Source organism: Pseudomonas sp. ICMP 10191, from assembly GCF_001467335.1.
GTDB lineage: Bacteria > Pseudomonadota > Gammaproteobacteria > Pseudomonadales > Pseudomonadaceae > Aquipseudomonas > Aquipseudomonas cerasi.
The window spans coordinates 1-14,411 of sequence record NZ_LKGW01000129.1 but is presented as its reverse complement, the minus strand read 5'-3'; the positions used below and the strand labels follow the sequence as shown (position 1 = coordinate 14,411).

The following is a 14,411-nucleotide window of genomic DNA, read 5'->3' as shown; positions in this document are numbered from 1 at the left end:
GGTCAGCGGCGGGTTGCTGCCCGGGCTTACCGCGTGTGGATGAGCCTGGGCGACAGCGGCAGCTGGCTGCGGCTGGTTCGCCTGGACGATCTCGGTACTGCCTGATCCGCCGACTCGTGTGCCGATCATTGGAACCTCCCGGCGCTCGCAGGATTATCACGCATGGTTGCCTTGGAAGCGGGCATATTGAGCGGGGCACCCGCAGTGCCCACCGGTCCCATGAAACCGTGTTCGCGCCACTCTCTGGCCAGGTCGGCAAAGGACTTCATCAACAACAGCACGCCCTCGGCTGTCGCTCGTTCAAGGCCTATCGATCCCATCAGCAGCACTCGGCCGGTCTGGGCATTCCAGGAGAAAGCCGGGCTGTGGGCACCCGAAAACATATGAAAGTTGATGTCCATCAACGCCAGCAATGCGCTGTCGCGATTGCGCGCGGGCAACGCGCCCATATCCCCGTAGATCAGAATCGCACGCCCCTCGTCGCGATCCTGATAGTGAAGTGTGAAGTCGACGTCGCTGATTTTGAAATTGGCTGACTCGTAAAAACGTTCGGGTTCGGAGATCAGGCTGAGCGCGCAAATCTCATTTATAAGCGTTTGATACTCATCATTTTTGTTCATTTCACGGCCTCTGAGTGCGATGTGGGTCCACACCATTTTTTTTGCTNAGGTGTTTTGGTTCCTTGGGGCGAGTCTGCCTCTCCAGACACGTACATCGGGATCATCGCCAGTCAACGCACACAAACGGGAACCCATCCCACCGTGTTGCCACTCACTTCGGGCAACGCCAAGGCAGAGTCCTCATCGACCTATAGAGCCCGACAAGGACGCGGCGATCAACGCCGGTAAATCCGGAAGACGACGCTGGTTCATATGTCCATCCCATCGAGGTAAAGCACCATGAGCATCGGTATCAACTCCTCCACCACCTACCAACCCGCTTCAACCCAGTTGGACTTCTCGGCGCTGAGCGGCAAGAGCCCACAGACCAATACGTTCAACGATGAGAGCACTGCACAGGCCGTCGACCCGAGTGCCCTGCTGTTCGACACTGCCAGCCAGAAAGACGTCAGTTTCGGAAAGCCCGACAATACGGTTCAAAGCCCCACCGACAGCAGTGCTGCAACTGACCCGCAGTCCAACGTCGTCAAGCTGCTCAGCGCGCTCGTCACATCGCTGCTGCAAATGCTCATGAACCTCAATAAAAAACAGGACACGGGTCAGGACTCCAACGAGTGGCAAGACCCGTTTCAGAACAATGGCGGACTCGGTACGCCATCGACCGAAGGCGGTGGCGGTGGCGGTGGTACTGAGGCGGCTTCAGGCGGTGACGACGGCGGCGGCGGTACAACGGCAGCGTCGGGTGGTGGCGATGGTGGCGGTACATCCCCAACCACTGAAGGTGACGGCGGCGGTAGTTATGCGTCGACTGGCGCAGACGGCAGCGGCACGCCTTCGACCGAGGACGGAACCGGTGGCGGTGGCGGTGGCGGTGGTAGCGTAACGCCTCAAGTCACCCCACAACTGGCCAATCCCGGCCGCAGCTCGGGCAACGGCACGGTTTCGGATACAACGGGCTCTCTTGAGCAATCCGGCGAGGTCAATGTCGAGAAAGACACCATCGAAGTCGGTCCTGGCCAGGTGTATGACGGCCACGGTGCAACCTTTACCGCCGACAAGTCGATGGGCACCGGCGACCAGGACGAACATCAGAAACCCCTGTTCGAACTGGCCGAAGGCGCTGTGCTGAAAAACGTGAACTTGGGTGAGAACGAAGCCGACGGCATCCACGTGAATGCCAAGAACTCGGAGCAGGTCACCATTGATAACGTGCACGCCCAGAACGTCGGTGAAGACATGATCACGGTCAAGGGCGAAGGAGGCGCAAAGGTCACCAACCTGAACATCACTAACAGCAGCGCCAACGGTGCCGATGACAAGGTCATTCAGCTCAACGCCGATACTCACCTGAAAGTCGACGGTTTCAAAGCCACCGATTTCGGTACGCTGGTCCGCACCAATGGCGGCAAACAGTTTGATGACATGAGTGTCGAGCTCAATGGCGTGGACGCCACCCATGGCAAGTTCGCACTCGTCAAAAGCGACAGCGATAACCTGAAGCTGGCCACTGGCGACATCGCCATGAGCGACGTCAAGCACGCCTATGACAAGACCAAGGCGTCTACCCAGCACACCGAGCTTTGATACGACGCATACATGAGGAACAAGCAAAGGGGCGCATTCCGTAGAGGGCGCCCCTTTCCTTTACCGGCTATGGTTGGAGACGCTTATGAGCGCCCTGGCTGAAACGGCACCGCGCTCGGTGAACCCGCTGCAATGCCACCCTCTTCTATGTCCGGCTCACGAGCATTGCGACGACGTAATGTGTCACGCAGGGATGCCCCCGTCGCAGCAATCGCCTCACTACTCGCGTCGATGCCCGCCCTGGCCAGCTTGACAGTCTGATCGGCTACATAGCTGGTCGAACTCGACGCCGCCGATTTAACCGTATCCTGCAAGAACGACTCGGCCTTTTTCACTGCGGGATCGGTTGCGACTGCGGCCGTGGTCCAGGCTGCGAACACACCTGCCGAGCCGGCCATATTGGTCAGTTGGCTGACCGCCGCCTTGGTGGCCGGGTCAGTGATATTTTTGGTCGCCATCTCCTGCAATTTGCCCACGCCGGCAAAGCCGCCCGCCAGGGCCAGCCCGTTTTGCGCAAGACCGGTGGCCGACACCAGGCTTCTCACCGCTTTCAGGCCGTCGGTGGCGACGTCAAGCGGCAGACCCGCCATCCGCTTGCCGGCGTTCAGCGCCGCGCCGGCGTAGCTGGCTGACTTGATCGCATTGTAGGCCTCAAGCCAGTCGGTTTCTTCACTCAAGTCTGCCTTGGGTTCCTTGTCCTTGATGCCGAGCACGAATGCACCGCCGCGCAGGTGATCACGCGCCTGCACACTGAGCATCCGATTGCCGAACCCCGCGTTGGCCGCCAGGCCACCTGCCGCCGACACGCTGATGTCGACCGCACCCTGCACGGCGGGTCTGGATGCCAGTGCTGGCGCCAGCACGGTACGCACCGCATTACGCGCACTGTAAGTCTGAACGGCAATGCCCAGATCGACCGCCTGACGCATGACACCCGGCGAATGACGCTTCACGGAAGCAGCCATCGCATCATGCAGTTTCTCAGGCGAGGTGCTCAGGTAGTGCAGGTCGCCCGTGGCGCGATTCATGACCGTAGTGCCCACCTGATCCATGACACCGGACAGCGCTCCGGACACAAATGGCGTCAGGGGTTTGAGCGGCGTCGGCAGCCAGTCGCCCTTGTTGATGGCAGGCTGCATGTACTGCAACACCGACGCAGCGGCAAACGGCGTGGCACGTAGCGCGGTCGAAGCGGTGGTTGCCATCCTGTCGAACTTCTCCGCCTTGGCGAAGGTTTCGCCAATGCTGGCAGGCGTTTCGCCCTCGTCCAGCAAGCGTCTGGCGCGAGTATCGATGATGTTGTCGATCTGCTCGTTATGCGCATGAACAGCGTCCTGGTCGACGGCCGACTCACTCAACGGCAGTTTGTGCGCAGCGAACACATGATCTTTCAGGTAATCGGTAATGGAATCCAACATGGTCTGCTCGGCAGGGCTGAGCTCGCGTACGGAACTGGAGGCCAATGATTGCGGTGCGGAATAAAACCGCTCCAGCTCGATGCTGGGGTGCGGGCTGCCGGTTCGGTTGATGTTCATGGAAACTCCCTCTCTATTGCGTAAGTTGCGTAGCAACGCGACGAGACGGGTCTGGCCGGACGACTTGCTTGTAAACAGGCAAGACAATGGGGCGTCGGTCCGAGAGTGATAGGAATTGCAAACGTCCGGGTGCCCGTCAGCGAAGAGGACCGACAAGGCTGTGTGGTCGCAACTGTGCCGGGGGTTCCAGCTGTCGGCATGGGCCGCCATGGTCAAGACAGGCGTGACTGTTTCGCCACCATGGAGAATTAAGCGAGCTTTAAGCCTCGGTCAGTAAGTTTGCAGCGTGGCGTGTTGATTGACCGCGCCAAACCTCTTCCAACCCAGCAAAGGAGTGCCGCAATGTCTGGTCCTTTTGAAAAAAAATGGCGGTGCATCAGCAGAACGGTCACCTACGTTGGCTGGTCACTGTTCTGGCTTCTGCTCTGGGACGTGGCCGTGACCATGGACTTCATGTTGGTCCAGGGTGCTGGGATAGATCTCCCGCTGATGCCGCTTACGCTATTGTGCTCGGCGCTTATCGTGCTGATCAGCTTTCGCAATTCCAGCGCCTACAACCGCTGGTGGGAGGCACGCACGTTATGGGGCGCGATGGTCAACAGCTCGCGCAGCTATGGCCGCCAGGTACTGACCTTGATTGAAGGCAATGCCAACGAGCGCGGCAACCCGGTGAAAGAAGTGCTGTTCAATCGTCACGTGGCTTACCTGCGGGCACTGCGCGCTCATTTGAAAGGCGATGTCAGCAAAGCGAAACTTGAAGGGCTGTTATCGGATTCCGAGATTCAGCGCGCAAAAGAGAGCAACAACTTTCCCAATGACATCCTCAATGGCTCGGCGGCCATGATCTCCGAAGAGTTTGCCGGAGGGCGAATCGACAGCATCCGCCTGGCGCGACTGGAGTCGACCATGGTCGAACTGTCCAACTGCCAGGGCGGGATGGAACGCATCGCCAATACGCCGCTGCCCTACCCGTATGTCTATTTCCCCAGACTGTTCAGTACCCTGTTCTGCATCATCATGCCGCTGAGCATGGTGACCACTCTGGGCTGGTTCACCCCGGCGATATCCACGGTGGTCGGCTGCATGCTGCTGGCAATGGACCGCATCGGCACTGACCTGCAAGCCCCGTTCGGCGCCAGCCAGCACCGGATCCGCATGGAAGACCTGTGCAACACCATCGAAAAGAACCTGCGCTCGATGTTTGATGCACCGGCAAGGCAAAGTCTGGTGATTGACGCGCAAGATCAGCAGGGCAGCGCCTGGCAACCGCATCGGCTGGTCGTTTAGAAGCGCTTGACTGGCGTGCCGATGTTCAACGTTGGCACGCCACCCGGGACATTGAGCATCCCATTGCCAGACCACAGGCAGCACGGTTCAAAACACAAATCCCTGCCCCAGTTCGCCTTCCATCCATTCCAGAAATCGCCTGACTCTGGGGAAGCTGGAGTGCGCCTTGGGGAATACCAGATGGTGCGCGGCGACCGGTGCAGTCAGGGCTTGAGGGGCAACTTCGATCAGCTCACCCGTGGCCAGGTATTTTTGCGCCAGCAACGTACTTTCCAATGCAAACCCCAGACCGTGGCTGGCCGCTTCGAGCGTCATGTATGAGCGGTCGAAACTCAGCGCGTAGGGCTTTTCCGGACGAGCCAGACCATGCCGGGCAAACCATTCAGGCCATTTCAGCAGTGTGGCCTCGGAGAGAATCAGTTCGCGGTCGAGCAAGCCAGCGGCGCTCTCCACCGGACGTCGCGCCAATAGCTGCGGAGACGCCAGCACAGCGAATTTCTCGTCACGCAAGGTGCGCACTTCATAACTCGGCCAGTTCGGCCTGCCATGCCGGATATCGACGTCGATCTTGTCCCTGCTGAAATGCAGCGACTCGTAAGAACACGACAGGTTGATCTGAATGTCCGGATGGCTTACGCGAAAGGCTTCCAGCCTGGGCATCAGCCACAGCAGCCCGAAACTGGGCGCAGAATGCAGACGCAGGCAATCGAGGCTGACATCGCTGGCGGCACGCTCGGTGGCGACGGCGAGACTGTGCAGCACTCCGGAGACATCTTTCAGATACTGCTCACCGACCGGCGTCAGGGTCACACCACGGGCGGCCCGAACGAACAACTGCCGGCCAATCAAGGCCTCCAGCCGGGCCAGTTGGTGACTGACCGCCGACGGCGTCAGATCCAGTACTTCGGCGGCTCTTGCCAGGTTGCCAAAGCGCGCCGTCTGCTCGAAAGCCTGAAGCGCTTTCAGCGGTGGCAGGCTCAGCGGTGCATCGTCATCAGGCCGCATGGATGCTCCGATGTGTCCGATTATTCGAGTTTCATTCATTCAACCACTCGCCTGTCGAATTGACGAGAGGTGAATTTTTTTCAGCATCCAGTGATTTTTGCGGCATTGCTCAGGATCGGCACCGGGAACACTCTGAAGTCATCGATCACCCGAATCGAACCCAATAACAATAATCAGAGGTAACCCTCATGCTACTTCAAGGCAAAATTGCAGTGATCACCGGCGCGGCGTCGGAACGCGGTATCGGTCGCGCAACCGCGATCACCTTCGCCAACCACGGCGCACGCGTGGTGATTATCGATCTCGACGAGTCCGCAGCACGCGATGCCGCCGCCGCACTGGGCGAAGGTCATCTCGGCCTGGCGGCCAACGTCGCCGACGAACGTCAGGTTCACGAGGCCGTCAGCAAAATTATCGCGCACTATGGTCGCATCGACATTCTGGTGAATAACGCCGGTATCACACAACCCATCAAGACCCTGGACATCCGCCCTTCCGATTACGACAAGGTGCTCGACGTCAGCCTGCGCGGCACCTTGCTCATGTCACAAGCGGTGATCCCGACCATGCGCGCCCAGTCCTCGGGCAGTATCGTGTGCATGTCTTCGGTTTCCGCCCAGCGCGGCGGCGGTATTTTCGGCGGGCCTCACTACAGCGCAGCGAAAGCCGGCGTGCTGGGCCTTGGCAAGGCAATGGCGCGGGAATTCGGCCCCGATCAGGTGCGTGTCAACTCCATCGCTCCCGGCCTGATTCATACCGATATCACCGGCGGTCTGATGCAGGATGAGCGACGCCACGCGATCATCGACGGCATTCCCTTGGGCCGCCTGGGCGCAGCGCAGGACGTGGCCAATGCCGCGCTGTTTCTGGCCAGCGACCTGTCGTCCTACCTCACCGGTATCACGCTGGATGTGAACGGCGGCATGCTGATTCACTGACCGCGAGTGGACGGGCTGGCAAACAGCCTGTGTTTGTTCTGGATCGACGATACGCCAGGCGGTTGCCTGGCCGATCTATAAAAACAAGAGATCAGACCATCATGATAACCACCATGACCCTCGACGCGGTGTCGACCACGCGCGCCAATGCCTACCGCAAGACCGCCTGGCGACTGATGCCGTTCCTGATGCTGTGCTACCTGTGCGCGTACCTGGATCGGGTCAATGTCGGCTTCGCCAAGCTGCAGATGATGAACGACCTGGCCTTCAGCGAAACCGTCTACGGGCTGGGTGCAGGCATGTTTTTCATCGGCTATTTCCTCTGTGAGGTGCCCAGCAACCTGATCCTTCACCGGGTCGGTGCCAGACGCTGGATCGCCCGCATCATGATCTCCTGGGGGATTATTTCCGCGCTCTTCGCCTTTGTCGAAACTGCCTGGCAGTTCTACGCCCTGCGCTTTCTGCTCGGGGTGGCGGAAGCCGGTCTGGCACCCGGTCTGCTGCTGTACCTAACGTACTGGTTCCCCTCTTATCGCCGCGCGCGCATGACCGTGCTGTGGTTCATCGCCATCCCGCTGTCCGGCATGATCGGCGGCCCGCTGTCGGGCTACATCATGACCCGCTTCGCAGGCGTTCATGGCTGGGCCGGCTGGCAATGGATGTTCGTCCTCGAAGCGATCCCGACGGTGATCGTCGGCTTGCTGGTCCTGAGCTACCTCAAAGATGGCGTGCATCAGGCGACATGGTTGTCCGCTGAAGAAAAGGAACTGGTCAACAAGGAGCTGCAAGAGGACAACAGCCAGAAAGTGGTACACGCGTCGGTAGGCGCCTTCATTCGCGACAAGCGTCTGTGGCTGCTGGCGTGCATCTACTTCTGCGTGGTGATGGGCCAGTACGCAATCACCTTCTGGCTGCCGACGCTGATTCGCAATGCAGGCGTTTCCGACCCGCTGCATATCGGCCTGATGACCAGCCTTCCCTACCTGTGCGCAATCGTCGTGATGCTGTTGATGGGGCGCAGCGGCGACAAGCATCGAGAACGCCGCTGGCACCTGGTCGGGCCGATGATCGCAGGCGCGCTCGGGCTGAGCCTGGCAGCGCTGTTCGGCGGCAATCTGCTGCTCTCGGTGCTCAGCCTGTGCCTCGCCGCAGCAGGCATTCTCTCGGCATCGTCGCTGTTCTGGATGCTGCCCACCACCCTGCTGGGCGGGGTATCGGCGGCCGCCGGGATCGCCGGAATCAACAGCTTCGCCAATCTCGCGGGCTTCTGTTCGCCCTACCTGATCGGCTGGATCACCACCACGACCGGCTCAAGCGCCATTGGCATGTACCTGATTACCGGCGTGCTGTTCATCGGCGCCTATCTGGTGCTGCGCATCCCTGCCGCCTCGGTCAATCGTTGAGTCAACGGAGTAATCACCATGACAGCCAAGACTTTACCTGCGCCTTCCACTTCGCTGGCGCAGCGTGCTCATAACATTCGTCGACACGCATTACGCATGGGCCAGGTTCAGGGCCAGGGTTATGTCGGACAGGCGCTGGGCGCTGCGGACCTGCTCGCCGTGTCCTATTTTCACGCGCTGAACTATCGCCCTGAAGACCCTGAATGGGAACAGCGTGACCGCTTTTATCTGTCGATCGGCCACTACGCCATTGCGCTGTACGCGGCATTGATAGAGGCGGAAATCGTCCCGCTCGATGAACTGGAAACCTACGGCTCCGACGACAGCCGATTGCCCATGTCCGGAATGGCCACCTACACCCCCGGCATGGAAATCACCGGTGGCTCACTGGGTCACGGGCTGGGCATTGCCGTAGGGGCCTGTCTGGGTTTGAAACGCAAGAACTCGCGTTCTTTCGTCTACAACCTGCTGTCGGACGGCGAGCTGAACGAAGGCTCCACCTGGGAAGCGGCCATGTCCGCCTCGCACTGGAAGCTGGACAACCTGATCGCGATCATCGATGTGAACAACCAACAGGCCGATGGTCACTCCAGTGAGGTACTGGCTTTCGAACCCATTGTCGATCGCTGGCAGGCGTTTGGCTGGTTTACCCAACGGGTCGACGGCAACGATCTGGACGCGCTCGTCGTCGCCTTCGACAACGCGCGCCAGCACGACGGCGCGCAGCCCAGGGTCATCATCTGCGACACCAAAATGGGCAAGGGCGTGGCGTTTCTGGAAACCCGTGAAAAGACCCACTTCATCCGCGTGGATGAGCACGAATGGGACATCGCACTGAATAACCTCGACGAGGGGAAAACCGTATGAGTTCTGCCAATCACACACCGGCTCCGTCCGGCGCCACGAAGAAAAAACTGACCACCTCGGCGATGATCGCGTCTATCGCGTCCGAGGGTCAGGCCACTCGCCCGGCTCCGTTCGGCCATGCATTGGCGGCGCTCGCGGAGCAACGTCAGGATATCGTCGGGCTGTCGGCTGACCTGTCGAAATACACCGACCTGCACATCTTCGCCAAAGCGCACCCTGAACGTTTCTATCAAATGGGCATGGCCGAACAGTTGCTGATGAGCGCGGCTGCGGGCATGGCTCGGGAAGGCTTCGTACCGTTTGCGACCACTTATGCGGTGTTCGCCTCGCGTCGCGCTTACGACTTCATCTGCATGGCGATTGCCGAAGATAACCTGAACGTCAAAATCGTCTGCGGTCTGCCGGGCCTGACCACCGGTTACGGGCCGAGCCATCAGGCCACCGACGACCTGGCGATCTTTCGCGCCATGCCCAATCTGATGATCGTCGACCCCTGTGATGCACTGGAAATCGAACAGGCGGTCCCTGCGATCGCAGCACATCAGGGCCCGGTGTACATGCGCCTGCTGCGCGGTAACGTGCCCTTGGTGCTGGACGAATACGGTTACACATTCGAGATCGGCAAAGCCAAGACACTGCGCACTGGCAACGACGTGCTGATCATTGCCACCGGCCTGATGACCATGCGTGCACTGGAAGCGGCCAAGCAGCTGCAGGCTGACGGTATCGACGTGGCAGTGTTGCACGTACCGACCATCAAACCGCTGGACGAACAGACCCTACTCGCTGAAGCCAGAAAGCCGGGCCGGCTGGTGGTGACGGCCGAAAACCATTCGGTCATTGGCGGGCTGGGCGAAGCAGTGGCGACGGTGCTGCTGCGCAATGGCGTGACGCCCACGTTCAGGCAGATCGCCCTGCCGGACGCTTTTCTCGACGCTGGAGCGCTGCCTACACTGCATGATCGTTATGGCATTTCCACGCCCGCCGTCTGTACGCAAATCAAGGCGTGGCTTTAAGCACTGACAGGCGCAGGGGCTTATCTCCCTGCGCCTCGGGAGCACGTATTGAACGCCGATGAATTACTGGACCCGGCCTATCGTTGGTTCATGGACGAGCCGTCGAGCAACTGGACGCTGCACACCCTTGCCGACATCAGGGCTCGCGTCAGCGCCTCATGGGCAACCGCCGCCACAAAGCGCGGCGAGCAACACTGGACCTCCTCCGATTCGGACAACGGCGTCAGGTTATGTCTTTATCGTCCGGACCTTTCGCTCTCTCACTCTGGACTCCCCGTCATCCTGTATATCCACGGGGGCGGCTTTGTACTGGGCAGCCCGGAGATGGCCGATGACTACCTCGCAACGCTGGCCGTCGAGCTCCAGGCAATAGTCATTGCCGTCGACTACCGGCTTGCACCCGAGCATCCATTCCCGATCCCGCTGGAGGACTGTTACGCAGCGCTGGAGTGGGTATTGAGCAACGGGCTGACGCAGGGCATGGACACCCGCAACCTGGTGATCATGGGCCACAGCGCCGGCGGCGGGCTTGCTGCCGCGCTCGCCCTGCTGGCAAGAAACAGAGGTCTGCGGACCATCGCCGGCCTGGTGCTGATCTACCCGATGCTGGATCACCGTACAGGCACACCCGACGCTGCGTCAGCCAACCCGACTACCGGCACTTTCAGCTGGTCGCGTCAGGCCAATCATTTTTGCTGGGAATGCCTGCGCGGTGCCTACGCACTGGACGATGATCGCAAAGCCCTGTTCTCCCCCGCACTGGCCACCGACCTGAGCGATCTGCCGCCCACTTTCATCTGCGTTGGCGCACTCGATCTCTTTCTGGAAGAGGACCTGGCATTCGCGCTGACCCTGTCGCGCTCTGGGGTGCCGGTGGAATTGCATGTCTACCCAGGCGTGCCGCATATGTTCGATCAGTTGCCAGGCGAGCAGACAGCGCAGGCTACGCAAGATATTGCCCGGGCCATGCGCAGGATGATCGCAGCAGGGTTATGCGACTAGAATGACGCGCATGTTGCATCAACTCGGAAACAAGGGAATGTATGCTCAAGCAATGCCTGTTACTTACTACGGCCATCTCACTGAGCGGCTGTTGGAGCCTGATGTATCACCTCGATGGTGAACGTTGCGTCTATCCCGGAACACGACACGGCTGGGCATGGGGTACCAAAGACGTGACATCAACCTGGCCCTGGCTGATAGACGTGCCGTTCTCTTTGGCCCTGGATACGCTGTTTTTGCCCTACGACCTCACCGCTTTCCTGCCGGAAAACCTTGGCGGTGACGATCGCGAGTGCCATTTCAATGATGCGCTGAATGTGCTTGGCTGAGAGCCTCCCGCAGGGTCACGGCCTCGCCTCTGCTCAGGAATGCACACCTTACGGCTGGAAAAGGGACACGCCTTGATGCTCGCCACGAAACTTCACCTGCTGTGCGGCAAGATCGCATCCGGTAAATCGACACTGGCAAAATCAATCGCGACCGAGCATTCAGCGATCCTGCTCAGTGAAGATCAATGGCTCTCTCGGCTCTACCCTGACGAGATCAAATCAGTGGCGGACTACGTGCGTCTGGCCCATCGGATTCGCGACATCATCGGCCCTTTGGTCATCGACATGCTGAAGTCCGGCATGTGCGTGGTTCTGGATTTCCCAGCCAATACGCTTGCCGACCGCCAATGGCTTCGCAGCCTGGCTGAAGACGCTCAGGTTAAACATCGACTGCACTATCTCGATGTGGAAGATGATCTTTGCCTTGCCAGACTGCATGCTCGTAACGAAACAGCAGAGCATGACTTTGCGGCTACAGATGCGGAGTTCAGGCTGATCACGCGCTACTTCCAGACTCCACACACTGACGAGGGGCTGGATATCCTGGTTCACCGCCTGTCATTCATCAGAGGGCGCGTGGCGACGTCCTTCCAAGAGTCTGATTTCTGATGCTCCCGCAACAGGCACCCTGCGTAGCCGGTCGGCAAAGATCGGGACAAACGGATGCCTTAACGCCACTCCACAACGAAGCCTGCCATATGAACCTTCGGCCGATATGGCGCTCACTTTATAGGTTGCCTTGTCTCATTGCCGAAAGGAATTCGCATGCTTTCGACCTCACCATCGAACCCTCTTGCCAGCCCTGTCGAGCGTGAGCTCAGTCTGCGCGCGGTGATTACCGGGGTTGTGCTCGGTATCCTGTTGACGCCTTCCAATGTGTACGCCGGGTTGAAGATCGGCTGGTCGTTCAACATGTCAATCATTGCGCTGTTGATCGGTTATGCGATCTGGCAAGGGCTGTCGAAGCGCGCCTCCGGGCAGCTGCCGTGGACGCTGCATGAGAGCAACATCAATCAGACGGTCGCCTCGGCCGCTGCGTCGATCATTTCTGGCGGGCTGGTCGCGCCGATTCCGGCTTATACCTTGCTGACAGGCCAGCAATTGGACGCCATCCCGATGATCGCCTGGGTCTTTTCGGTGAGCTTTCTGGGGATCTGGATTGCCTGGTATTTGCGGCCGTCACTGCTCAATGACACATCGCTGAAGTTTCCCGAAGGCATGGCCACTCTGGAAACCCTCCTGCACATCTACAATCACGGCCGTGAAGCTGCGACGCGCCTCAAGGTGTTGCTCAGTACCGCGTTGCTGTCGGCGCTGGCCAAGTGGATCGACACGTTCGTATGGGCGTTCCCGCGCTGGTCGCCGAGCGCTCAGTTGGAGCGCCTGACCTTTACCGCGGACCCTTCGCTGCTGCTGGTGGGGTTCGGGGCGATTATCGGTATTCGCGTCGGCTTGACCCTGCTGATCGGTGCCGTGCTGGCCTGGGGTGGCCTGGCGCCGTGGCTGCTGGAACAGGGGCTGGTGACGTTGCCGTCCGACAGCAGCGGCCCGCAGTTCGCCGCGCTGGTGGAATGGTTGCTGTGGCCGGGCGTGAGCCTGATGGTCTGTTCGACGCTGGCTTCGCTGGCTATCCGCCTGTGGACACTGCACGCGTCTACCAAAGCCAGCGGCGGGACGCCCTGGTCAATGCCCAAGCCCGGGCCGGCCGCCGGTTTTGCGCTGGCGATCCTGTTGGTGGTCAGCCTGCAGGCGCTGTTGTTCGGTATCAATCTGTGGATGGCATTGCTGACCATTCCTCTGGCGATCTGCCTGGCGGCCGTGGCGGCTCGTGTGGTCGGTGCCACGGGTATCCCGCCCATCGGCGCAATCGGGCAGTTATCGCAACTGAGCTTCGGTATCGTCGCGCCCGGTCAGGTGCCGATCAACCTGATGAGCGCCAACACCGCAGGCGGTTCAGCCGGGCAATGCACCGATTTGATGAACGACTTCAAGGTAGGCCGGGCGATTGGCGCCACGCCGCGCAAACAATTGATCGCCCAGACACTGGGGATTTGCGTCGGCAGTATCGTCGGGGTCCTGGCTTATATGGCGCTGATCCCGGACCCGCAATCGATGCTGCTCACCGAGGAGTGGCCAGCCCCGGCGGTGGCGACCTGGAAGGCTGTGGCGCAGACCCTGACGCACGGTCTGGATTCGCTGTCGGCAAGCATCCGCTGGGCGATTTTCATCGGCGGTCTGGCCGGCTTGCTGCTGGGCATCCTCGACAGCACACTACCTGCGTATCGCGCCCGGTACTTGCCCAGCGCCGCAGCCCTGGGCCTGGCCTTCGTGCTGCCCGCCTCGGTGTCGTTGATGATGGCGCTCGGTGCGGTGCTCACCTGGCTGGTGAACTGTCGCTGGCCGTCACTTACCGAACGCTTCGCCATCACCGCAGCGGCAGGCCTGATTGCCGGCGAGAGCATTACCGGCGTCGGTGCGTCGTTGTGGCAAATGGTTCAGAACGGCGGGTAGTCGCATGCATGGCGCGACAGGCAAACTGCTATGATTCGCGCCTGTGCAAGCGAGTTGAAGAATATGAATCGTCGCAAGAAAATCCAGCAGTTGCTGAAAGCTCATGCCAAAAAAGCCAGCGCCAAACTGGCCCCGCAGAGTAAGACCAAATACATCAGCAAGGCCGACCGCGTGAAGCTGGCGGCCGAAGCGGATCAGGACTCGACCAGCCCGTCCGAAGGCTGACCTGCCACGTAAGCGCCATCGTGCGACGCAGAACGTCGAGACCTGCATTCACACGCTGGAGCGTGCGGAACGATCATCGCAACTATCGT

General features: G+C 60.1%; 14 protein-coding genes. 11 read left to right on the top strand and 3 right to left on the bottom strand.

Annotation, left to right across the window (positions count from 1 at the left end; genetic code table 11):
* Positions 1-125: 125 nt before the first annotated feature.
* Positions 126-620 (bottom strand): CesT family type III secretion system chaperone, encoded by a 495-nt coding sequence (locus AO388_RS20265; RefSeq protein ID WP_032609531.1) that lies wholly within the window; start codon positions 618-620, stop codon positions 126-128.
* 279 nt (positions 621-899) lie between these two features.
* Here AO388_RS20265 and AO388_RS20260 point away from each other — a divergent pair, with 279 nt between their 5' ends.
* Positions 900-2,204, top strand: coding sequence for a pectate lyase (locus tag AO388_RS20260; RefSeq protein ID WP_058417005.1), 1,305 nt, complete (start codon positions 900-902; stop codon positions 2,202-2,204).
* A gap of 83 nt (positions 2,205-2,287) precedes the next feature.
* Here the strand turns inward: AO388_RS20260 and AO388_RS20255 are convergent, their stop codons facing one another.
* Positions 2,288-3,739: a hypothetical protein gene (locus AO388_RS20255; protein WP_058417004.1), complete on the bottom strand. Its 1,452-nt coding sequence runs from the start codon at positions 3,737-3,739 to the stop codon at positions 2,288-2,290.
* A 342-nt stretch (positions 3,740-4,081) separates the two neighbouring features.
* On the opposite strand from AO388_RS20255, the gene AO388_RS20250 reads away from it, so the two are divergent.
* The gene (locus tag AO388_RS20250) at positions 4,082-5,026 is read left to right on the top strand and encodes a bestrophin family protein (RefSeq protein WP_058417003.1); all 945 of its coding nucleotides are present in this window, start codon (positions 4,082-4,084) and stop codon (positions 5,024-5,026) included.
* An 87-nt stretch (positions 5,027-5,113) separates the two neighbouring features.
* Here the strand turns inward: AO388_RS20250 and AO388_RS20245 are convergent, their stop codons facing one another.
* Positions 5,114-6,031, bottom strand: a complete 918-nt coding sequence (locus AO388_RS20245) for a LysR substrate-binding domain-containing protein (protein WP_003365185.1) — start codon at positions 6,029-6,031, stop codon at positions 5,114-5,116.
* A 188-nt stretch (positions 6,032-6,219) separates the two neighbouring features.
* Between AO388_RS20245 and AO388_RS20240 the strand changes: the two genes are divergently transcribed.
* From AO388_RS20240 to AO388_RS20200, 9 genes are all read left to right on the top strand, one after another.
* Complete coding sequence (locus tag AO388_RS20240; RefSeq protein ID WP_003365186.1) at positions 6,220-6,969, top strand: SDR family NAD(P)-dependent oxidoreductase; 750 nt, start codon at positions 6,220-6,222, stop codon at positions 6,967-6,969.
* A gap of 101 nt (positions 6,970-7,070) precedes the next feature.
* Positions 7,071-8,372, top strand: a complete 1,302-nt coding sequence (locus AO388_RS20235; RefSeq protein WP_032609495.1) for an MFS transporter — start codon at positions 7,071-7,073, stop codon at positions 8,370-8,372.
* 18 nt (positions 8,373-8,390) lie between these two features.
* A complete protein-coding gene (locus AO388_RS20230) occupies positions 8,391-9,239 on the top strand; it encodes a transketolase (protein ID WP_058417002.1) in 849 nt (282 codons plus the stop codon).
* The gene (locus AO388_RS20225) at positions 9,236-10,255 is read left to right on the top strand and encodes a transketolase family protein (protein WP_058417001.1); all 1,020 of its coding nucleotides are present in this window, start codon (positions 9,236-9,238) and stop codon (positions 10,253-10,255) included. The genes AO388_RS20230 and AO388_RS20225 overlap by 4 nt, the downstream gene beginning before the upstream one ends.
* A 48-nt stretch (positions 10,256-10,303) precedes the next feature.
* Positions 10,304-11,257 (top strand): alpha/beta hydrolase, encoded by a 954-nt coding sequence (locus tag AO388_RS20220; protein WP_058417000.1) that lies wholly within the window; start codon positions 10,304-10,306, stop codon positions 11,255-11,257.
* A gap of 41 nt (positions 11,258-11,298) precedes the next feature.
* Entirely contained in the window at positions 11,299-11,586 is a 288-nt protein-coding gene (locus AO388_RS20215; protein WP_003365194.1) for a YceK/YidQ family lipoprotein, read from the top strand.
* A gap of 75 nt (positions 11,587-11,661) precedes the next feature.
* Positions 11,662-12,195 (top strand): AAA family ATPase, encoded by a 534-nt coding sequence (locus tag AO388_RS20210; RefSeq protein WP_054080708.1) that lies wholly within the window; start codon positions 11,662-11,664, stop codon positions 12,193-12,195.
* Positions 12,196-12,351: 156 nt separating this feature from the next.
* Complete coding sequence (locus tag AO388_RS20205) at positions 12,352-14,097, top strand: OPT family oligopeptide transporter (RefSeq protein ID WP_058416999.1); 1,746 nt, start codon at positions 12,352-12,354, stop codon at positions 14,095-14,097.
* A 63-nt stretch (positions 14,098-14,160) separates the two neighbouring features.
* The gene (locus AO388_RS20200; protein ID WP_065351023.1) at positions 14,161-14,322 is read left to right on the top strand and encodes a DUF2986 domain-containing protein; all 162 of its coding nucleotides are present in this window, start codon (positions 14,161-14,163) and stop codon (positions 14,320-14,322) included.
* Positions 14,323-14,411 lie beyond the last annotated feature (89 nt).

Bases quoted from the DNA above. Each gene is read 5' to 3' on its own strand.
- AO388_RS20210 (WP_054080708.1), top strand. From the start codon at position 11,662: ATGCTCGCCACGAAACTTCACCTGCTGTGCGGCAAGATCGCATCCGGT.
- AO388_RS20215 (WP_003365194.1), top strand. From the start codon at position 11,299: ATGCTCAAGCAATGCCTGTTACTTACTACGGCCATCTCACTGAGCGGC.
- AO388_RS20200 (WP_065351023.1), top strand. From the start codon at position 14,161: ATGAATCGTCGCAAGAAAATCCAGCAGTTGCTGAAAGCTCATGCCAAA.
- AO388_RS20250 (WP_058417003.1), top strand. From the start codon at position 4,082: ATGTCTGGTCCTTTTGAAAAAAAATGGCGGTGCATCAGCAGAACGGTC.
- AO388_RS20240 (WP_003365186.1), top strand. From the start codon at position 6,220: ATGCTACTTCAAGGCAAAATTGCAGTGATCACCGGCGCGGCGTCGGAA.
- AO388_RS20205 (WP_058416999.1), top strand. From the start codon at position 12,352: ATGCTTTCGACCTCACCATCGAACCCTCTTGCCAGCCCTGTCGAGCGT.
- AO388_RS20230 (WP_058417002.1), top strand. From the start codon at position 8,391: ATGACAGCCAAGACTTTACCTGCGCCTTCCACTTCGCTGGCGCAGCGT.
- AO388_RS20265 (WP_032609531.1), bottom strand. From the start codon at position 620: ATGAACAAAAATGATGAGTATCAAACGCTTATAAATGAGATTTGCGCG.
- AO388_RS20235 (WP_032609495.1), top strand. From the start codon at position 7,071: ATGATAACCACCATGACCCTCGACGCGGTGTCGACCACGCGCGCCAAT.
- AO388_RS20260 (WP_058417005.1), top strand. From the start codon at position 900: ATGAGCATCGGTATCAACTCCTCCACCACCTACCAACCCGCTTCAACC.
- AO388_RS20245 (WP_003365185.1), bottom strand. From the start codon at position 6,031: ATGCGGCCTGATGACGATGCACCGCTGAGCCTGCCACCGCTGAAAGCG.
- AO388_RS20255 (WP_058417004.1), bottom strand. From the start codon at position 3,739: ATGAACATCAACCGAACCGGCAGCCCGCACCCCAGCATCGAGCTGGAG.
- AO388_RS20225 (WP_058417001.1), top strand. From the start codon at position 9,236: ATGAGTTCTGCCAATCACACACCGGCTCCGTCCGGCGCCACGAAGAAA.